Raw genomic sequence first — 18,862 nt, 5'->3', positions numbered from 1 at the left:
TGTTCATGAGGACGTGCCCGGAGCCTAAATGGTTCATGCCCCGAAGGGAACGTGATATGTACTTCACTCCAACGAGGGATCGAACATGCATGCGACTCTGGACTAGTGTGAGTTCAGGGTGAGGGTGGCGTTACAACGGCTCTACCAGGCCTCGGTACCCTCTTGACGGCGGCCGAGGCCGCGCCCTTACCCACAAGGGCCACACCTGAAATTCAGCGAGGAGCGAACCGCGTGACCGCCGAGACGTCCGTGCCGTCCACAGCGCTGCTGGCAGGAGCAGACCGGGACGGTTCCAACTACACCGCGCGGCACCTCCTCGTCCTCGAGGGGCTCGAGGCCGTGCGCAAGCGCCCGGGCATGTACATCGGCTCGACCGACAGTCGTGGCCTGATGCACTGCCTGTGGGAGATCATCGACAACTCCGTGGACGAGGCCCTCGGGGGCTACTGCGACCACATCGAGGTCATCCTCCACGACGACGGGTCGGTGGAGGTCAGGGACAACGGCCGGGGCATCCCGGTCGACGTCGAACCCAAGACCGGACTGTCCGGCGTCGAGGTCGTCATGACCAAGCTGCACGCCGGCGGCAAGTTCGGAGGCGGCTCCTATGCGGCCTCCGGCGGTCTGCACGGCGTGGGCGCCTCCGTGGTGAACGCCCTGTCCGCGCGACTGGACGTCGAGGTCGACCGTAGCGGGCACACCCACGCGGTCAGCTTCCGGCGCGGTGTCCCCGGTGCCTTCGCCGGCGCCGGGCCGGACGCGAAGTTCGACGCCACGAGTGGCCTGCGCAAGGCCAAGAAGATCCCCAAGACCCGCACCGGCACACGCGTGCGGTACTGGGCCGACCGGCAGATCTTCCTCAAGGACGCCAAGCTCTCCCTGGAGCACCTCCACCAGCGCGCCCGGCAGACCGCGTTCCTCGTCCCGGGCCTCACCATCGTCGTACGTGACGAGTTCGGCCTCGGCGAGGGTGGCAGCAAGGGCGAGGAGTCCTTCCGCTTCGACGGCGGCATCAGTGAGTTCTGCGAGTACCTGGCCACCGACAAGCCGGTCTGCGACATCCTCCGCTTCTCCGGCCAGGGCACGTTCAGGGAGACCGTCCCCGTCCTTGACGAGCACGGCCAGATGACGCCGACCCAGGTCACGCGGGAGCTCGACGTCGATGTCGCGCTGCGCTGGGGCACGGGATACGACACGACCCTGAAGTCGTTCGTGAACATCATCGCCACGCCCAAGGGCGGCACCCACGTCGCGGGCTTCGAGACCGCGGTGACCAGCACCATGCTCGAGGTGCTGCGCGCCAAGAAGCTGCTGCGTGTCGCCGAGGACGACATCGCCAAGGACGACGCCCTGGAAGGCCTCACGGCGGTCGTGACGGTCCGCCTGGCCGAGCCGCAGTTCGAGGGCCAGACCAAGGAAGTCCTCGGTACGTCCGCGGCCCGGCGCATCGTGAACACCGTGATCTCCAAGGAGCTCAAGGCGTTCCTGACCTCCACCAAGCGCGACGCCGCGGCGCAGGCCCGGGTCGTCATGGAGAAGGTCGTCGCCGCCGCCCGGACGCGCATCGCGGCCCGTCAGCACAAGGACGCGCAGCGCCGGAAGACGGCCCTGGAGTCCTCGTCGCTGCCCGCCAAGCTGGCCGACTGCCGCAGCGACGACGTCGACCGCAGCGAGCTGTTCATCGTCGAGGGAGACTCCGCGCTCGGTACGGCGAAGCTGGCCCGGAACTCCGAGTTCCAGGCGCTGCTGCCGATCCGCGGCAAGATCCTCAACGTCCAGAAGTCGTCCGTGACCGACATGCTCAAGAACGCCGAGTGCGGCGCGATCATCCAGGTCATAGGAGCGGGGTCGGGCCGGACCTTCGACATCGACGCGGCCCGCTACGGCAAGATCATCATGATGACCGACGCCGATGTGGACGGCTCCCACATCCGGACGCTGCTGCTGACGCTGTTCCAGCGCTACATGCGGCCGATGATCGAGGCGGGGCGTGTCTTCGCGGCGGTGCCGCCGTTGCACCGCATCGAGCTGGTCCAGCCCAAGAAGGGGCAGGACAAGTACGTCTACACGTACTCGGACCGTGAGCTGCGCGACAAGCTCATGGAGTTCCAGAGCAAGGGCGTCCGGTACAAGGACTCCATCCAGCGCTACAAGGGTCTCGGCGAGATGGATGCCGACCAGCTGGCGGAGACGACCATGGACCCGCGCCACCGCACCCTTCGCCGGGTGAACCTCTCCGACCTGGAGGCCGCCGAGCAGGTCTTCGACCTGCTGATGGGCAATGACGTGGCGCCGCGCAAGGAGTTCATCTCCAGCTCGGCCGCGACGTTGGATCGGTCGCGCATCGACGCGTAGCGCTGCGCTTGGCCGGGGTGGGTTCTGGGCCCGGGTTGGTTGTGGGCGTGGAGGGGTTCTGGGTCCGTGTTGGTCCTGGGCGTGGCTTGGATCTGGGCTGGGCTCAGGTCCGAGCCGGGCTCGGACCTGAGGCGGGCACTGGCCCCCTGACCTTGGGCTCAATGCCGGGGCCCACGTGCCGGGCCGGGGCCCCGCACCAGTCCAGCGCTTCGGCGTGCCCAGAGGACCGCTCCCCCGCGAGGCCCGCCCGAACCAGCCGCGCCTCAAGACTCTCCACCCGTGGGTGGAGCCCGATCGTGGTGGTGCGTCCACCCACGATCCACCCCTGCTCCGATCCCCTGACCAGCGAATTTCCGTAGCGTCGAAGGCGTCGGCAGCGCTCGCTGTCGGCAGCGTCCCTCTTCGCTCACGGAGGCTCTGATGTCCGGGCTGGTCGACGGATTCCTGATCGCGGCCGTTGTCGTCGTGGTGGTCGCACGCCAGTTCCGCGCACAGCGGATCGACACGGAACGACGCTGGTGGCTGCTGCCGGCCGTGCTCGGCGTCGTCGCGCTGAGGGAACCCGGCCTCATAGACGCCCACCACCACACCGCGTCGGTCGCCCTGCTCACGACCGAGCTGCTCATCGGTCTCGCCATCGGAGCGGCCTGGGCCTGGACCTCACGCATATGGACGGAGCCCGACGGCGCCGTGTGGAGCAGGAGCACAAAGGCGAGCGGGCTGGTCTGGCTCATCGGCATAGCCCTGCGCGTCGGCCTCTACGCCTTCGGCGCCGCGCTCGGCATCCACCAGGACTCGTCCGCCCTGCTCCTCGCCCTGGCTGCCACCCTGCTCGTCCGCTCGGGAATCCTCGCCTGGCGCGCTCAGTCCTCGTCCTCCCGCACGGCTCCCGCCCGAGGCGCGGCGTACGGTGACGACATGCCCCGGCGTGCCTGGAAGGAGCGTGTGTGAAGGAGAACGCCTGGACACGCTGGCCGTCCCGGGAGGCGCTCGGGCGTGCGGGGATCTCACGGCCCCGACGCGTGCTCGCCTGGGCGGTGAGGCTGCTGCTCGTCTCCCTGCTGTTGTGGGGTGCCCTGACAAGCAGCTCCGCCCACGGCTGGAGAGTCGCCGCGGGTGCCGGGGGGTTCGCCCTGGCCGCTTTGTTGGCCTGGGCCTTCTACCGCGCCACACTTCAGCACCGGCTCTGGCTCTCGCTGGTGTCCTGGGGTCTCCTCCAGGGCGTCGCGATCGTGGCCCAGGCGTCCGGGCTGCCGGTGCCGGCCCTCGTCGTCTGGTGCGCGTCCGCTGTCGCCGCTCTGGAACGGCTGCCCCTGACCGCCGCCGTGCCGGTCACGGCGGCGGCGCTCGGTGCCTACGGGGCCCTCAACGACGACGATGTGCTGACGACCGTGGTCACCTGTCTGGGGCTGGCCCTCGCCGGGTACACGCTGCGCCTCGACGCCGAGGCCCGGGGCAGTGCCCAGCGGCTGCTCGCCCAGGAGCGGGCCGCGCGGGCGGCCGAGGCGGAGTCGGCGGCGCTCGCCGAGCGGGCTCGTATCGCCCGGGAGATCCATGACGTGCTGGCCCACAGCCTCTCGGCCCAGCTCGTGCACCTGGAGGCCGCCCGGCTGCTGATCGAGAGGGGAGCGGACCGGGACCAGATCCTCGAACGGGTCGTGGCGGCGCGGGGGATGGCGCGGGACGGCCTCACCGAGACGAGACAGGCACTCTCCGCCCTGCGTGGTGAGCTGACCCCGTTGGAGGACTTCCTGGCCCAGCTCGTGGGCACGACCGTGGGGGCCGAGGTCACCATTACGGGTGAGCGCAGAGCGCTGCCGGCCGAGGCCTCGCAGGCCGTGCGAAGGGTCGCGCAGGAGGCTCTGACCAACGTCCGCAAGCACGCGCCGGGCGCCAAGGTGCGGCTCCGACTGGACTACGGGCAGCATCAAGTGATCCTGGACGTAAGGGACTCGGGAGGCTCGCCGGGCGAACTCGCCGCCGCGGGAGGCGGGTACGGTCTGCTGGGCATGCGGGAGCGGGCCGAGCTGCTCGGCGGATCGCTGGACGCAGGGCCGGAGGAGGAGGGATTCGCGGTGACGCTGAAGGTGCCCGTATGACGGAGGACGTCGGCGGCAAGGTCGCTCGGGTGGTGGTCGCGGACGATCAGACCGTCGTCCGGGAGGGCATCGTGATGCTGCTCGGGCTGCTGCCGGGGGTCGAGGTCGTCGGAGCCGCCGGAGACGGGGACGAGGCGGTGCGGCTCGTCGCCGAACTCGCACCGGACGTGGTGCTGATGGACCTGCGCATGCCCCGCTGCGACGGAGTGGAGGCGACCCGGCGGATCCGCGCCGAGCATCCGGGGACGCAGGTGGTGGTGCTCACGACGTTCGGGGACGACGAGTCGCTGTTCCCGGCCCTGAAGGCGGGAGCGCGCGGCTATCTCACCAAGGACGCGGGCGGCGACGAGATCGTGCGGGCGGTGCACAGTGTGCTGTCCGGGGACGCGGGCTTGTCGCCGAGCGTCCAACGGCGCCTCCTGGAACGGCTGTCGGAACCCGAACCCCGGCCGGCCGAGCCCGCGGAGCCGCCGGACGGGCTCACCGGGCGGGAAACCGAGGTGCTGCTGCTGATCGCCGAAGGCCTCAGCAACCAGGAGATCGCCCGCAGGCTGCATGTCTCCACGGCGACCGTGAAGACCCACATCAACAACATGTTCTCCAAGACCGGGCTCAAGGACCGGGCACAGGCGGTGCGTTACGCCTATGCGAAGGGACTTGTGCGGCCTCCCACGGGTTGAATCACCTGATGGGGTGAAGCGTGAGGAGAAGAAGAGTCGGGGATCTTCCCGTTCTGTCCATCCTTGGGCATGCAGTCAAGCAACGGTCGTCCCCGCGGCGGCGGGGGTGATCCCGAAGGTGCGACCGAGAGTCACGACGGGTTCGACCCGGCTCTCTCCGAGGCGCCCGCAGCGGTGAGGTACGACGACCCCTGGTACGACGCACTCGCGTCCGGCTGGGGGGAGTTGAACGACGCCGGCGCGGCGGTGCCGCTGTCCGTCGCCGAGACCGGGCGTACGCGGCGTGAGGACGCGGCCGCGGAGGTGTACCTCCAGGTGCAGCGCAGCGCGGCGTTCCAGGAGGTGCGCAGTCGGTATCGGCGGTTTGTGGTGCCGGCGTTCATCGGGTTCTTCGGCTGGTACGTGGGGTACGTCGTGACCGCGACGACCGCGCCGGGGCTGATGGCCCGGCCGGTGGCGGGCGCGGTGAACGTGGCGATGGTCGCGGGACTGGGCCAGTTCCTCACCACCTTTCTGCTGACCTGGGCGTATGCCCGGCATGCGCGACTGCGTAGGGATCGGGCGGCGTTGGAGTTGCGCTGGGACACCCAGGAGCTGACGCGCGGGATCCGGGGCGGTGCGTCGTGACGGGCGATCATCAGACGCTGGCATTGCTGCTGTTCAGCGCGTTCGTCGCGGTCACTCTGGCGATCACGACGTGGGTGAGCCGCAACCGTCATGGCTCCGCGGAGGAGTTCTACGCGGGTGGGCGATTGTTCTCGCCGATGGAGAATGGTTTTGCCATCGCGGGCGACTACATGTCGGCGGCGTCGTTCCTGGGGATCTCCGGGCTCATCGCGCTCTTCGGGTACGACGGGATGCTGTACTCGGTGGGTTTCCTGGTGGCCTGGCTGGTGGTGCTGTTCCTCGTCGCCGAACTGGTGCGCAACTGCGGACGGTTCACACTGGCCGACGTGGTGGCCGCGCGAATGAGCGAGCGGCCGGTGCGGATCGCGGCGGGAACCTCCTCGGTCACCGTGTCCGTTCTGTATCTGGTGGCGCAGATGGTGGGTGCGGGGAGCCTGGTGGCGCTGCTGCTCGGGGGCACCGGTGAGGCGGCGCAGACCTGGACCGTCATCGGGGTCGGCGCGCTGATGGTGATCTATGTGTCGTTGGGAGGGATGCGGGCCACCACGTGGATTCAGATCGTGAAGGCGGTCATGCTTCTCGGCGGCACCATCGCCCTTACCGTCCTCGTTCTGGTGCGCTTTCATGGTGACTTCGACCAACTGCTGCTCAGTGCGGCCGAACGCAGTGGACACGGTCAGAAGTTCCTGGCGCCCGGGCTGAAGTACGGCGGGGACTGGACCGCGCGCCTCGACTTCATCAGCCTGGGGCTGGCACTGGTCCTGGGCACCGCGGGGCTGCCGCACATCCTGTCGCGCTTCTACACCGTGCCGACGGCACGGGCGGCGCGCCGTTCCGTGGTCTGGTCGATCGGGCTCATCGGCGGCTTCTATCTGATGACGATCGTCCTCGGTTTCGGGGCGGCCGCGATCGTGGGGCCGCAAGCGGTGCGGGGATCCAACGCGGCCGGGAACACGGCGGTGCCGCTGCTGGCACTCGACCTGGGCGGCGGCGCCGACTCGACCGGCGGAACGGTTCTGTTCGCGATCGTCGCCGCCGTAGCCTTCGCCACCATCCTGGCCGTGGTCGCCGGCATCACCCTGGCCTCCTCCGCGTCCGTGGCCCACGACCTGTACGCGTCCCTGCGGCGCCGGAACAGCAAGCCCCGCAGCGAGGTCGCCGTGGCACGTGTCGCCGCCGTGGGCATCGGCGTGGTCGCGATCGCCCTGGGCCTGCTGGCCCGGGATCTCAACGTGGCCTTCCTGGTGGGTCTCGCCTTCGCGGTCGCGGCGTCCGCCAATCTGCCGGTGCTGCTCTACTCGCTGTTCTGGCGCGGCTTCACCACCCGTGGCGCGGTGTGGGCGGTGTACGGCGGGCTGATCCCGGCGATGGTGCTCGTGCTGCTGTCGCCCGTGGTGTCGGGCAGCCCCGAATCGCTCTTCCCGGGCGTCGACTTCCAGTACTTCCCGCTGCAGAACCCGGGGCTCGTCTCGATCCCGCTGGGCTTCGTCGCCGGCTGGCTCGGCACGGTCACCTCGGCGGAGGTGGCCGACGAGGCCAAGCACGCGGAGACCGAGGTGCGGTCGCTGACGGGGGCGGGGGCCGCGTAGGAAGCGGCGCCTTCACCGGCGTACGGCGCCTGCCATGCCGGACGGTGCCTTCGCCGACAGTGCCTACTTCGTCGTACGGCGCCTTCATCGTCGTACGACAGGCAGAGCCGCAGCCGCGGCCCTGCCGTCAGGGCGCCACCCACGCGTAGCGGTGTTCGGGGCGGCCCGTGTCGCCGTACTTGAGGGAGAGGCGGAGGCGGCCGGCCTGTTCCAGGTGGCGGAGGTAGCGCTGGGCGGTGGAGCGGCTCAGGCCGGTCTCGGCGGCGACCTCGTGGGCCGACAGGGGGTGGTCGGCGTGGTGCAGGACGTGGCAGATGAGGTCGGTCGTCGGCTCCGAGTGGCCGCTCGGCAGGCCCGGTGACGGCGGTGCGGGGGTGGTGCGCAGGGCACCGAAGATGCGGTCGACCTGTTCCTGGCCCGCGATGCCGCGGCCGCCGACGCGGTCGACGGTGCGGCGCAGGGCGGCGTAGGAGTCGAGGCGGGAGCGCAGGGCCGCGAAGGTGAACGGCTTGACGAGGTAGTGCAGGGCGCCCAGGCGCATCGCGGTCTGGACGGTCGTGACGTCGCCTGCGGCGGTGATCATGATGACGTCGGTGCCGTGGCCCTGCTCGCGCATACGGTGGATGAGTTCGAGGCCCGTCTGGTCGGGCAGGTAGTGGTCGAGCAGGACCAGGTCGATGGTGCCGCGCTGGACGGTCGCCAGGGCCTGCGCGGCGGTGTGGGCGCGGGCGGCGACCCGGAAACCGGGAACCTTTCCCACGTACTTGGCGTTGATCTCGGCGACACGGAAGTCGTCGTCCACGACCAGGACGTCAATCATCGGGCCTCTCTCCGTGGCGGCCGGGCGAGCGGTGCGCCCGTGCTTCGGCTCCGTTGTTGTAGCGCGCGCAAAACGAGCACAACAGGCTGTTGCAAGCAAAAGAACGGCATGCGCTCAGAAGGCTGCTGCCGTCACCGGGGTCGCGCCTACCGTCCCCGGCCATGAGCGCAGACACCAGCCCCGTCATCGAGCTGCGGGGCGCGAGCAAGACGTTCAGGACCCCGTCAGGGGGCCTGCACACGGCGGTCCGGGGACTTGATCTCACGGTCCAGCGTGGGGAGTTCGTGGCCGTCGTCGGGCCCACCGGCTGCGGTAAGTCGACCACGCTGACCCTGGTCAGCGGCCTCGAAGAACCCTCCGAGGGCGAGGTCGTGGTCGCCGGGGAGCCGGTTCGTGGCGTGGGCGACAAGGTCGGGTTCGTCTTCCAGCAGGACGCCACCTTCCCCTGGCGCACGGTCCTGTCCAATGTCATGGCGGGCCCGCGTTTTCGCGGTGTGCCGAAGGCGGAGGCGAAGCGGAAGGCGCGTGAGTGGCTGGCCCGGGTCGGGCTCTCGGCCTTCGAGGACCGCTATCCGCACCAGCTGTCCGGCGGACAGCGCAAGCGCGTGGCGCTCGCCGCGACCTTCGTCAACGACCCCGAGATCCTGCTGATGGACGAGCCGTTCTCGGCGCTCGACGTGCAGACCCGGGCACTGATGTCGGACGAACTGCTGGGGCTGTGGGAGGGCTCGGGCGCCTCCGTCGTGTTCGTCACCCACGACCTGGAGGAGTCCATCGCCCTGGCCGACCGGGTCGTCGTGATGACGGCCGGGCCGGCCACCGTCAAACACGTCTTCGACATCGACCTGCCCCGCCCGCGCAAGGTCGAGTCGGTGCGTCTGGAACCGCGGTTCATCGAGATCTACCGCGAGATCTGGGAGTCCCTCGGCGAAGAGGTCCGCATCACGCGCGAGAGAGGTGCCGCCCATGTCGCCTGAGGTCATCAGCACACCGGTCGTCGACACGGCCAAGACACCGCCGGACCGCGCCCATTCACGCGCGCGTGCCGCCCGGAGACGCAGGATGGTCGTCGCCGCCTCCCGGGCGCTGCTGCTGGTGGTGGTGCTCGGACTGTGGGAGGTCCTCGCCCGTGCGGAGGTCATCGACCCGTTCAACTTCTCGATGCCCACGAAGATCTGGGACCAGATCTGGACCTGGGTGACCCACGGGACCGCGCTCGGATCATTGGGCGAACAGATCTGGGCCACGCTTCACGAGGCGCTGCTCGGTTGGGTCTTCGGCGTGGCCGCCGGTGTGGTGTTCGGCATCGCTCTGGGGCGGATCACCTTTCTCGCCGATGTGCTTGGTCCATACATCAAGGTGCTCAACTCCATACCCAGGATCGTCCTCGCACCCATCTTCGTGATCTGGTTCGGCCTCGGGCCCGCCTCCAAGGTCGCGTCCGCGGTCGTGCTCGTCTTCTTCCCGGTGTTCTTCAACGCCTTCCAGGGCGCCCGCGAGGTCGACCGCAACCTGGTCGCCAACGCCCGCATCCTCGGGGCGAGCGACCGCCGGGTGACGCTCCAGGTGGTCATCCCGTCCGCGACCTCGTGGATCTTCACCAGCCTCCACGTGAGCTTCGGCTTCGCTCTCATCGGCGCGATCGTCGGCGAGTACATCGGCGCTACGAAGGGCATCGGCCTGCTCGTCGCGCAGTCGCAGGGCACCTTCAACGCGGCCGGTGTGTACGCCGCGATGGTCATCCTCGCCGTCGTCGCGCTCGTCGCCGAAGGGCTGCTCACCTTCGCCGAGCGCCGCATCTTCCGCTGGAAGCCGTCGGGTTCCGACAGCTGACCCGAGGCATCCCGGCTCCCCTCCGCCTGCTTCCCTTCACAAGGACGTGAACCCTCATGCGCAAGACCGCCAGATACTCCGCCCTGGCCGCCGCCGGCCTGCTCGCTCTCTCCTCGCTCACCGCCTGCGCCAATGACGCGGCCAGTACCGCCTCCTCCGGCAGCAAGGGCGACGGCAAGGGTACGAAGGTCAAGATCATGGTCGGCGGCCTCGACAAGGTCATCTACCTGCCCGCGATGCTGACCCAGCGGCTCGGTTACTTCGACGCCGAGGGCCTCGACGTGGAGTTGCTGAGCGAACCGGCCGGCGTCCAGGCCGAGACCGCGCTCGTCTCCGGCCAGGTCCAGGGCGCCGTCGGCTTCTACGACCACACGCTCGACCTCCAGGTGAAGGGCAAGCACGTCGAGTCCGTGGTGCAGTTCTCGCACGCGCCCGGCGAGGTGGAGATCGTGTCCACCAAGAAGGCGGACGACATCACCTCACCCAAGGACTTCAAGGGGAAGAAGCTGGGCGTCACGGGTCTCGGCTCGTCGACCGACTTCCTCACCAAGTACCTCGCCGTCAAGAACGGCGTGAAGGTCAGCGAGTTCACGCCGGTCGCCGTCGGCGCCGGACCGACCTTCATCTCGGCGCTCCAGCAGGGCGCGATCGACGGCGGCATGACGACCGACCCGACCGTCGCGACGATCCTGGACAAGAAGGCGGGCAAAGTCCTCCTCGACATGCGCACGCCCGCGGGATCCCAGGCGGCGCTCGGCGGTCCGTATCCGTCGTCAAGTCTGTACATGCAGACGGACTGGATGAATGGACACAAGGACACCGTCCAGAAGATGGTCAATGCATTCGTCAAGACGCTCAAGTGGATGTCCACACACAGCGCTCTGGAGATCGCCGAGAAGATGCCCGCCGACTACTCACAGGGCAACAAGATCCTCTACGCGGCAGCCATCGAAAGCACCCTGCCGATGTTCACCGACGACGGCGTGATGCCGAAGAACGGCCCCGAGACCGTCGAGAAGGTGCTCAAGGCGTTCAACCCCGCCGTCCAGAAGGCCGACGTCGACCTCGACAAGACGTACACGACCGAGTTCGTGGACAAGGTCACGGACTGACGTCTGTGACGACGGCATCCGTATAGAGGGAGGGCACGGTTCCTTCCCCCGCCCCCACGGGCCGTGCCCTCAGGCGCGGGTCGCCCACACGTAACGGTGTTCCGGGCGGCCCGCGTCGCCGTACTTGAGCGTGAGCCGGGCCCGTCCGGTGCGCTCCAGAAGCTTCAGATAGCGCTGGGCGGTCTGCCGGCTCACCCCCGTCCGGTCGGCGATCTCCTGGGCCGACAGCGGCCCCTCCGCGTGCATCAGGGACTGCCGTACGAGCTCCGCGGTCGTGGGGGAGTGCCCCTTGGGCAGATCCGGCTCGGACGGCGCGGACAGGGCGCCGAAGATACGGTCCACCTCGGCCTGTTCGGCCTCGCCGCCGCCGTCGAGCGTACGGCGCAGCTCGGCGTACGCCTCCAGCTTGGCGCGCAGACCCGCGAAGGCGAACGGCTTGACCAGGTACTGGAGCGCCCCGTGCCGCATCGCGGCCTGCACGGTCGTGACGTCCCGCGCGGCCGTCACCATGATCACGTCGGTCTGGTGACCCCGGCGACGCATCTCCTGGACGACCGAAAGACCCGTTGCGTCGGGCAGGTAGTGGTCCATGAGGACCAGGTCGACGCGGGGCAGCAGCTCCACCTGACGCAGCGCCTCGGCAGCACTGTGGGCCTCGCCCGCCACATGGAAGCCCGGCACCTTCTCGACGTAGGCGGCGTTGACCTGCGCGACCCGCGTGTCGTCGTCCACGACCAGCACCTCGATCATCACGACTCCTCCTCGGGGGCGGCGGGAACGGTCAGCGCCGGCTCCAGGTCGTCACCGGCCAGCGCCTCGGGCAGGACGACGGTGAACTCCGCGCCCCCTCCGTCGGCCTCGGTCACGGCGGCGCTGCCACCTTGCCGTTCGGCCAGGCGACGCACCAGGGAGAGCCCGATGCCACGCTTTCCGTGCGCGGGCGGCTGCTTGGTGGACCACCCCTCGGTGAAGACCAGTTCGCGATGTTCCACCGGAATGCCAGGCCCCGTGTCCCGCACTCTGAGGACGGCGGTACGGCCCTCTGAGCGCAGTTCGACCTCCACACGCGCGTGCGGCTTTCCTCCTACGGCGTCCAGCGCGTTGTCGACCAGGTTGCCGACCACCGTGACGATCCCCCGGGGGTCGATCAGCCGGTCGGGGAGGCTGGTCCGGTCCGAGATCCACAGCGCGACCCCGCGCTCCGCGGCGACGGTCGCCTTGCCGACCAGCAGGGCGGCGAGCAACGGATCCTTGATCTTCTCGGTGACCTGTTCCGCGGTGGCACGGTGGTCGCCGACCACCTCCCCGACGAACTCCACGGCGTCGTCGTACATCTCCAGTTCGAGCAGTCCGAGCAGCGTGTGCATGCGGTTGGCGTGTTCGTGGTCCTGGGCGCGCAGGGCGTCGATCAGCCCGCGCGTGGAGTCGAGCTCGCGGCCCAGCTGCTCCAGCTCCGTACGGTCGCGCAGGGTCGCGACGGCGCCGCCGTCGTCCGTGGGCATACGGTTGGCGATCAGGACCCGCTGGCCGCGGACGGTGAGCAGGTCGGTGCCGGTGACGCGCCCGGCCAGCACGTCGGCCGTGCGGCCCTCGCCGAGCGCCTGGTCGGGGGAGCGGCCCACGGACTCGTCGCCGATGCCCAGCAGCCGCTGCGCCTCGTCGTTGAGGAGGCGGACCCGGCCGGCCCGGTCCAGGGCGACGACGCCCTCCCTGATGCCGTGCAGCATCGCCTCGCGCTCCGCGAGCAGCGCCGAGATGTCGGAGAAGGCCAGGTCCCGGGTCTGCCGCTGGACCCGCCGGGAGATCAACCAGGCGGCCAGCGCGCCGACGGCCAGGGCGCCGCCGGCGTAGGCGAGCAGTCCCGGGATGGCGTGGATCAGCCGGGCCCGGACGCTGTCGTACGCGATGCCGACCGAGACCGCCCCGATGATGGTCCCGTCGCTGTCACGCAGGGGCACCTTGCCGCGGGCCGAGCGGCCCAGGGTGCCCTCGTCGATCTCCATGACCTCCTCGCCCGCGAGCGCCCGCGCGGGGTCGGTGGAGACCTTTCCGCCGATCTCCTTCGGGTCGGTGTGGGACCAGCGGATGCCCTGGTTGTTCATGATCACGACGTACTCGGCCTGGGTGGCCTTGCGGATCCGCTCGGCCTCCTTCTGCACCGGTCCGTCGACCGAGTAGGGCGTGGTCTGCAGGTCCTCCGCGATCTGCGGCTGCTGCGCGGTCGTCTGGGCGATGGCGAGAGCGCGGCGCATCGCCTGGTCGTCCAGCTGGTTGCTGAGCGGTGCGAGGAACAGCCCGGTCGCGAGCACCGTGACTCCCGCTGCGATCGCGAGCTGCATCAGCAGCACCTGCGAGAACATCCGCCGCGGCAGCCCGAGGCGGAGGCGTCGTACGGGGGGAGTGGGGCGGCTCATACCCATGACGGTACGCGGAGGGGTACGGGCTGCCGTAGGGGTGTGGCGTGGATCTCTTGATCAACCCACTTGATCAGCAGATGGCCTGCTTGATCAGCGGATGAACCCCTTGACCACCCTGTTCGGCTTGTTCAGCTCGCCAGGGCCGAAGATGGCGTCAACTCCCGCACCGCCACCACGTCCATCCGCGCGGGCGCACCGAGCACCGATGTCCCGCAGCTCTCCGCGCGGGGCGGCAGGGACGCGCCCTGGGCCACCACGACCCGCCAATGACGGCCGTCCACGTGCGCGACGGTCACCTCCCACCGCGGTGCCGCGCCCTCCGTCCGTACGACGACCAGGGCGTCCGCCGCGTACTCGTCCACCGCCGCACGCACGGCCAGCTCGGCCGCCTGCCCGGGCCGCTCCCAGGCCGAACTCCCCCGACATCCCTCCAGAACGATCCGGCCGTCCTGGGCGCTGTGGAGGATCTCCTTGACGGCGGGGGCCCCGACCCGGCCGTACGCGTAGCCGTACGGCAGCACGAGCAGGGTCGGCGAGAAGCGATGTCCACCCAGATGGGTGACCTCCCAGACGCCCTCGACCCCGGAGGCGGACAGCTCGGCCGCGAGGGGCCGCCCCAGAAGGGCGCAGCAGCGGTCGCGCTTGCCGTTGGTGCAGACGAGGGCGAGCGGGGCACCGGTGTGGGCCCGCCCGTCCAGTGCCGCGTCGAAGCTGCGGTGGTCGCCGGAGCCGAGCGCGGTGAGGTCCAGGTCGAGAAGGCGCCGCGGATCACGGATCGTGGCGCTGCGCAGCCAGACGTTTCCGGGGGCGGTGTGGGACACGTACACGCGGCGTGCGGACGGGGTCCCGCAGTCCGCGTGCCGCCCGGGGCGGCGGATGAGCGCGACACGGACGCCCGTGCCCTTCGCCGCCCGCTCCAGGGCGCGGCCCAGCACGGGGTCAAGATGGCTCGACGTGAGCGCGTGGGCGCCCCAGGGGCCGGGCTGTTCCAGGAGCAGCCAGGTCCTGGCGGTGGCCGCGGTGCCCGCGATGGGCTCGTCGAGGTCCCGGGAGACGGTTGAACACGTACTCACAGAGGTGAGCCTAACCTGACTTGCCCGATGGCGACTTCCGAGCACGCCGCTGCGCTACTCGGGGAGGGGCTGAGGTGGCTTGGCGCCTACGTAGAAGCCGCTCGGGCGCATGCGCAGCGGGCGCTCCCCGTACTCCTCCAGGGCGTGGGCGATCCAGCCCGCCGTCCGGGCGACGGCGAAGATCGTCTCGCCGGCGGTGGCGGGCATCCCGGCGGAGGAGGTGAGGACCGCGAGCGCCAGGTCGACGTTGGCGTGCAGCGGGGTGTGGCGTGCAGTCGTGGCCACGACGTCGCGGGCCGCGAGGAGGGCGGGTTCGGCGCGGGGGATCTCCTCCAGAAGCTCGAACAGGGCACGTGCGCGTGGATCCTCGCCACGGTAGAGACGATGGCCGAGCCCGGGGATACGGCGTCCGGCGCGCAGTTCGTCCGCGATCACGGGGCCGGCGTCGCCCTGTTCCAGTACGTCGTTCAGCAGCCGGTGGGCGAGGCCGCTGGCGGCGCCGTGCAGGGGGCCCTCCAGCACGCCGAGCCCGGCGGAGACGGCCGCGTAGGCGTGGGCCCGGGCCGAGGCCGCGACGCGCACCGCGAGCGTGGAGGCGGCCAGGTCGTGGTCGACCAGCAGGCCCAGCGCGGTGTCCAGCACGCGCAGGGACGCCTCGTCGGCGGCACGACCGCTGAGCCGCGCCCACAGGCGCCGAGCCAGTGAGCCCTCGTCGCGGTGGTCGGCCCGAACCGGAGGCAGGGCGGCGACGAGGGTGGGGATGAGGACACGGGCGGTGCCCAGGACGGCGTCCTCGGACAGGTCGAAGCGCAGCGGGTCCGAGGCCGCGGCGGCGATGGCCGCGACCCGCAACCGGTCGGTGGGTGAGGCGTGTTCGGGCAGGGCGTCGACGGCGCGGCGGGCGACGGCGACGGAGGCGTCGGGTGCGGTGAACGTCGTGCCGGGCCGCATCCGCCCGGTCCAGAGCCACTCGGCGATCTCCTCGTAGGAGTGGCGTGCGGCCAGCTCGGTCGCGTCCACACCGCGGAAGTAGTACCTGTCCGCGTCGATGAGCGTGATCCGGGTCCGTACCGCGAGTTCCCCGCCGGAGCCCGAACTCCCGCCGCTCTCACGCTTGTTGCGCCCGGCGAGGGTCTCCACCTCTCGGGCGTCGAAGGTGCTGCCGCGGCCGCCGGGCACGCGTCGGCTGCTGAGCTGACCGCGGCTCACATAGGCGTACACGGTCTCGGGCTTCACGCCCAGCAGTTCGGCTGCCTCTTTGGTGCTCAGCCGCCGGTCGCCGTGAGGGGTGGGGGCGGGTTCGTGATCGCGCATGGGCCTCACCGTATCCGTATGGACTACATATTGATTCAATCAATATTGACAGCGATTGAGTCAATCATGGACAGTCGAATCAAGTCCAGGGAGGAAACATGTCCGTCAACAGGACCTCAGCCACGCTTGTCGATGTACCGCGAGGACTCGCGGGCGTCGTCGTCACCGACACCGAGATCGGTGACGTCCGAGGGATCGAGGGCTTCTACCACTACCGCCAGTACTCGGCCGTCGAACTCGCGCAGACCCGCAGCTTCGAGGACGTCTGGCATCTCCTGGTCCACGGCGCACTGCCGGACGCCGCCCGCAGCGCCGCCTTCGCCGCCGAGACCGCGGCGCTGCGCCGGTTGCCGGAGGGCGTCCGCGCCGCGCTGCCGGCCATCGCGTCGGCGGGTACGGCCTCCGGCCCGTTGGCCGGGATGCGTACGGCGTTGTCGTTGCTGGGAGCGGCGAAGGGGTTTCGGCCGGTGTACGACATCGACGCGGGCCGGCGGCGTCAGGACACGATCGTGGCCACGGCGGCCGTGCCGACGCTGCTCACGGCACTGCACCGGTTGGGCCGGGGGCTGGAGCCGGTCGAGCCGCGTGAGGATCTGTCCTACGCGGCCAACTACCTCTACATGCTGACGGGTTCGGAGCCGGAGCCGCGTCAGGCGAGGGCGATCGAGCAATACTTGATCTCAACCATTGATCACGGATTCAATGCATCAACCTTCACGGCTCGTGTCATCACCTCGACGGGCGCGGATGTCGCCGCCTGTCTGGTCGGCGCCGTGGGAGCCCTGTCGGGGCCCCTGCACGGCGGAGCGCCCAGCCGGGCGCTGGACACCCTCGACGCCATCGGCACACCGGACCGTATCGACCCGTGGATTCGCGAACGCGTCCTCGCCGGGGAGCGCATCATGGGGTTCGGCCACGCGATCTACCGCACCGAAGACCCGCGCTCGCGCATGCTCCGTGAGATCGCTGAAGGCTTCGGCGGCCCGCGCGTCGCCTTCGCCGGCGAGGTCGAACGTCAAGTCGAGGCGATCCTGGCCGAGTTGAAGCCCGGCCGTGAACTCCACACCAACGTCGAGTTCTACGCGGGCGTGGTCATGGAACTGTGCGGCCTGCCCCGCGAGATGTTCACACCGACGTTCGCGGCGGGGCGGGTGGTGGGGTGGAGCGCGAACATCCTGGAGCAGGCGGAGGACTCGAAGATCATTCGGCCGGTGGCGCGGTATGTGGGGCCGGGGGCGCCGGTGGCGGTGCCGGCGTGACCTGATGACCGGATTCGCCATGACGGTCGGTCGGTGCCGAATCTGCCCGTTCCATTGGCGTGGGCCGGGGAGGGCGGGCACTCAGCCTCTGGCAATGTCCTGCGGGCACGAATCGGCGTCTCGCGGGGGACAACCTTGAACCGCTCGTGGTCGGCTTTGGCGGCATCGGCGGGCAGTTCGCGGTCGAGGGCACCCGTGGCCCAGGTGCCGATACGACGAACGGTGATCGTTCGCATGAATGCCGGCCTCTCGTGGGGGACCTTGCGTCAGGGTGCTGCCGTCCCGAGGCGCCCTGCGGAGGGAACCGCAGGGCGCCGGGCCTGCCGAAGGTCAACCAGCACAGGCTGACGGAGCAGGTGAATACACCGGGGGAGGGGACTACTCCGGCCGACTATGCGTCAGGGATGTCAGCCTTGGCATGGATGAGAGTCTCCCGGGTGACCACGACGATGCGTTCGTAGTCGGCTCTGGACGCATCGGCAGGAAGCTCTGCCTCGAGTTCGTCGGTGATGTCCGTGCCGATGACCGCGAACCTTCCGTCGGAGAGTTCGAAGATGTCAGGGCAATTGGCACCGGTGGTGCTCCCCCTGGCGATGGGTGGGGTACCGATCCGACGGATGATCCGGCTCACTGTTCTGGCGTTCCTTCTGGTGTCGAGTCAGATGCGCATTTGGTGCTGCGCGTTGTGATGCGGCCCGGGTGGGGTCACAGTCTCGACAACCAGCAGCGTGGACGGTGGTATGGCAGGGATAGGCCCATTCCGAGAGATGCGCAGTAGTCAACCTTGTTGGCCTCTGGGGAAACGCCACCGTTTACTGCTTTGTTACCGCCCAACCGTGTGAAGTGCCGGGGAAGGTGGCGCCCAGACCGGATTTCGCGCCGGGCCGAGGAGCCCTACTCGCTCGGTGGGTACCCGATGACCCACCACTCGTCGGCGTCCGCCTCTTCCAACTGCACCAGAAGGTCATCGACCATGCGCCCGATCTTGGCCTCGTCGGACGAGTCGATCAACGTCGCCCGATGCGGTCGCGTCGCGTACCAGTACTCACGAAAGACGGGGATCTGGAGCATGCTCCGCGCATGCCCGAAGAACTCCTCGCGGGTCAGGTTGCCCATCCGGTAGTAGCAGAGCGCGTTGGTGTAGAGGGCGTTGGCGAAGAGGAACTGCCGCTGTTTCCGGGGCGGGACGGTCCCGTTGTAGGCGTCCAGCACCTCGGCCAGATCAGGGTCGTCCATGGCCTTGCTCAGCAACTCCCAGTGAAGGCGCTGCTGATGAGCGAAATTGGTCTGGCGTCGCGAGTGTGCTGCCTGCTCCAAGTGCTCGAGGCGGATGCGTAACCCCTGGATGGTGTTGTGCTGTGCGGCCGTCGTCGCGAGGGCGCCGGCGGCCGCACCGAGCCCAGCCATCATCAGCCCGCGTATCCCATAGTTCCGTGTGGCCATGTCAACCCCCGAGTCAGGCGGCCGTCCGCCGGTCGTCGGGTTGCGGGTCGACTGTTGGGGACCGGCGAGCGGAGGGCGGCGCTTGCCGTCTCCCAGGGTGCCGAGCGGCTCTGATCGGCGGGGGAGGCGGAGAGGAGGCGCACGGAGGGAAGTGAGGGTCGCACGGACCGGCGCCATGCCCAACGTCTGCCCCGCAAGTGCTGCTAACAATCGTTCACTTCGCGGTGATTCTTCCGGCTCG

The 18,862-nt window shown here is 69.7% G+C and carries 17 protein-coding genes; 10 read left to right on the top strand and 7 right to left on the bottom strand.

The annotated features are described in order from the left end of the window. Positions 1–231 precede the first annotated feature (231 nt). The 6 genes from OG885_RS12795 to OG885_RS12770 all read left to right on the top strand — a co-directional run bounded on the left by OG885_RS12795 (position 232) and on the right by OG885_RS12770 (position 7,350). Positions 232–2,355 carry a type IIA DNA topoisomerase subunit B gene (locus OG885_RS12795; RefSeq protein ID WP_405730465.1) on the top strand — a complete coding sequence of 708 codons (2,124 nt, stop codon included), beginning with the start codon at positions 232–234 and terminating at the stop codon, positions 2,353–2,355. Positions 2,356–2,775: 420 nt separating this feature from the next. Then, positions 2,776–3,306, top strand: a complete 531-nt coding sequence (locus tag OG885_RS12790) for a DUF1453 domain-containing protein (protein WP_405730463.1) — start codon at positions 2,776–2,778, stop codon at positions 3,304–3,306. Then, a complete protein-coding gene (locus OG885_RS12785; protein ID WP_405730461.1) occupies positions 3,303–4,454 on the top strand; it encodes a sensor histidine kinase in 1,152 nt (383 codons plus the stop codon). Before OG885_RS12790 ends, OG885_RS12785 begins: the two co-directional genes overlap by 4 nt. Continuing rightward, entirely contained in the window at positions 4,451–5,134 is a 684-nt protein-coding gene (locus OG885_RS12780; RefSeq protein ID WP_405730459.1) for a response regulator, read from the top strand. Before OG885_RS12785 ends, OG885_RS12780 begins: the two co-directional genes overlap by 4 nt. Positions 5,135–5,203: 69 nt before the next feature. After that, positions 5,204–5,761 (top strand): DUF485 domain-containing protein, encoded by a 558-nt coding sequence (locus tag OG885_RS12775; protein WP_405730458.1) that lies wholly within the window; start codon positions 5,204–5,206, stop codon positions 5,759–5,761. Further along, a complete protein-coding gene (locus OG885_RS12770; protein WP_405730456.1) occupies positions 5,758–7,350 on the top strand; it encodes a cation acetate symporter in 1,593 nt (530 codons plus the stop codon). Before OG885_RS12775 ends, OG885_RS12770 begins: the two co-directional genes overlap by 4 nt. A 127-nt stretch (positions 7,351–7,477) precedes the next feature. Here the strand turns inward: OG885_RS12770 and OG885_RS12765 are convergent, their stop codons facing one another. Then, a complete protein-coding gene (locus tag OG885_RS12765) occupies positions 7,478–8,170 on the bottom strand; it encodes a response regulator (protein ID WP_405730454.1) in 693 nt (230 codons plus the stop codon). Positions 8,171–8,331: 161 nt separating this feature from the next. On the opposite strand from OG885_RS12765, the gene OG885_RS12760 reads away from it, so the two are divergent. The 3 genes from OG885_RS12760 to OG885_RS12750 are packed head-to-tail and all read left to right on the top strand — an operon-like array spanning position 8,332 to position 11,115. Further along, a complete protein-coding gene (locus OG885_RS12760; RefSeq protein ID WP_405730452.1) occupies positions 8,332–9,147 on the top strand; it encodes an ABC transporter ATP-binding protein in 816 nt (271 codons plus the stop codon). Next, complete coding sequence (locus tag OG885_RS12755; RefSeq protein WP_405730450.1) at positions 9,137–10,003, top strand: ABC transporter permease; 867 nt, start codon at positions 9,137–9,139, stop codon at positions 10,001–10,003. Before OG885_RS12760 ends, OG885_RS12755 begins: the two co-directional genes overlap by 11 nt. A gap of 56 nt (positions 10,004–10,059) precedes the next feature. Next, positions 10,060–11,115 carry an ABC transporter substrate-binding protein gene (locus OG885_RS12750; RefSeq protein ID WP_405730448.1) on the top strand — a complete coding sequence of 352 codons (1,056 nt, stop codon included), beginning with the start codon at positions 10,060–10,062 and terminating at the stop codon, positions 11,113–11,115. Between the two features lie 69 nt (positions 11,116–11,184). On the opposite strand, the gene OG885_RS12745 is transcribed toward OG885_RS12750, so the two are convergent. From OG885_RS12745 to OG885_RS12730, 4 genes are all read right to left on the bottom strand, one after another. Beyond that, complete coding sequence (locus tag OG885_RS12745; RefSeq protein ID WP_405742711.1) at positions 11,185–11,865, bottom strand: response regulator; 681 nt, start codon at positions 11,863–11,865, stop codon at positions 11,185–11,187. Continuing rightward, on the bottom strand, positions 11,865–13,535 hold the full coding sequence (locus OG885_RS12740; RefSeq protein ID WP_405730446.1) for an ATP-binding protein: 1,671 nt from the start codon (positions 13,533–13,535) through the stop codon (positions 11,865–11,867). Before OG885_RS12740 ends, OG885_RS12745 begins: the two co-directional genes overlap by 1 nt. Before the next feature lie 125 nt (positions 13,536–13,660). Continuing rightward, the gene (locus OG885_RS12735) at positions 13,661–14,605 is read right to left on the bottom strand and encodes a sucrase ferredoxin (protein WP_405730444.1); all 945 of its coding nucleotides are present in this window, start codon (positions 14,603–14,605) and stop codon (positions 13,661–13,663) included. A gap of 54 nt (positions 14,606–14,659) precedes the next feature. Beyond that, on the bottom strand, positions 14,660–15,919 hold the full coding sequence (locus OG885_RS12730) for a citrate synthase (RefSeq protein WP_405730442.1): 1,260 nt from the start codon (positions 15,917–15,919) through the stop codon (positions 14,660–14,662). A gap of 98 nt (positions 15,920–16,017) precedes the next feature. On the opposite strand from OG885_RS12730, the gene OG885_RS12725 reads away from it, so the two are divergent. Continuing rightward, complete coding sequence (locus OG885_RS12725; RefSeq protein WP_405730440.1) at positions 16,018–17,178, top strand: citrate synthase/methylcitrate synthase; 1,161 nt, start codon at positions 16,018–16,020, stop codon at positions 17,176–17,178. A gap of 391 nt (positions 17,179–17,569) precedes the next feature. On the opposite strand, the gene OG885_RS12720 is transcribed toward OG885_RS12725, so the two are convergent. Next, entirely contained in the window at positions 17,570–17,809 is a 240-nt protein-coding gene (locus OG885_RS12720; RefSeq protein ID WP_399950331.1) for a hypothetical protein, read from the bottom strand. Between the two features lie 263 nt (positions 17,810–18,072). After that, positions 18,073–18,621 (bottom strand): DUF6082 family protein, encoded by a 549-nt coding sequence (locus OG885_RS12715; RefSeq protein ID WP_405730438.1) that lies wholly within the window; start codon positions 18,619–18,621, stop codon positions 18,073–18,075. Positions 18,622–18,862 lie beyond the last annotated feature (241 nt).

The organism is Streptomyces sp. NBC_00028, from assembly GCF_045041065.1.
GTDB lineage: Bacteria > Actinomycetota > Actinomycetes > Streptomycetales > Streptomycetaceae > Streptomyces.
Note: the sequence above shows the minus strand (reverse complement) of the source record. Positions and strands in the feature narration are given on the sequence as shown.

Coding starts and splice junctions, on each gene's coding strand:
- OG885_RS12730 (WP_405730442.1), bottom strand. CDS start 15,919: ATGCGCGATCACGAACCCGCCCCCACCCCTCACGGCGACCGGCGGCTG.
- OG885_RS12790 (WP_405730463.1), top strand. CDS start 2,776: ATGTCCGGGCTGGTCGACGGATTCCTGATCGCGGCCGTTGTCGTCGTG.
- OG885_RS12755 (WP_405730450.1), top strand. CDS start 9,137: ATGTCGCCTGAGGTCATCAGCACACCGGTCGTCGACACGGCCAAGACA.
- OG885_RS12750 (WP_405730448.1), top strand. CDS start 10,060: ATGCGCAAGACCGCCAGATACTCCGCCCTGGCCGCCGCCGGCCTGCTC.
- OG885_RS12740 (WP_405730446.1), bottom strand. CDS start 13,535: ATGGGTATGAGCCGCCCCACTCCCCCCGTACGACGCCTCCGCCTCGGG.
- OG885_RS12765 (WP_405730454.1), bottom strand. CDS start 8,170: ATGATTGACGTCCTGGTCGTGGACGACGACTTCCGTGTCGCCGAGATC.
- OG885_RS12715 (WP_405730438.1), bottom strand. CDS start 18,621: ATGGCCACACGGAACTATGGGATACGCGGGCTGATGATGGCTGGGCTC.
- OG885_RS12760 (WP_405730452.1), top strand. CDS start 8,332: ATGAGCGCAGACACCAGCCCCGTCATCGAGCTGCGGGGCGCGAGCAAG.
- OG885_RS12725 (WP_405730440.1), top strand. CDS start 16,018: ATGTCCGTCAACAGGACCTCAGCCACGCTTGTCGATGTACCGCGAGGA.
- OG885_RS12780 (WP_405730459.1), top strand. CDS start 4,451: ATGACGGAGGACGTCGGCGGCAAGGTCGCTCGGGTGGTGGTCGCGGAC.
- OG885_RS12775 (WP_405730458.1), top strand. CDS start 5,204: ATGCAGTCAAGCAACGGTCGTCCCCGCGGCGGCGGGGGTGATCCCGAA.
- OG885_RS12745 (WP_405742711.1), bottom strand. CDS start 11,865: ATGATCGAGGTGCTGGTCGTGGACGACGACACGCGGGTCGCGCAGGTC.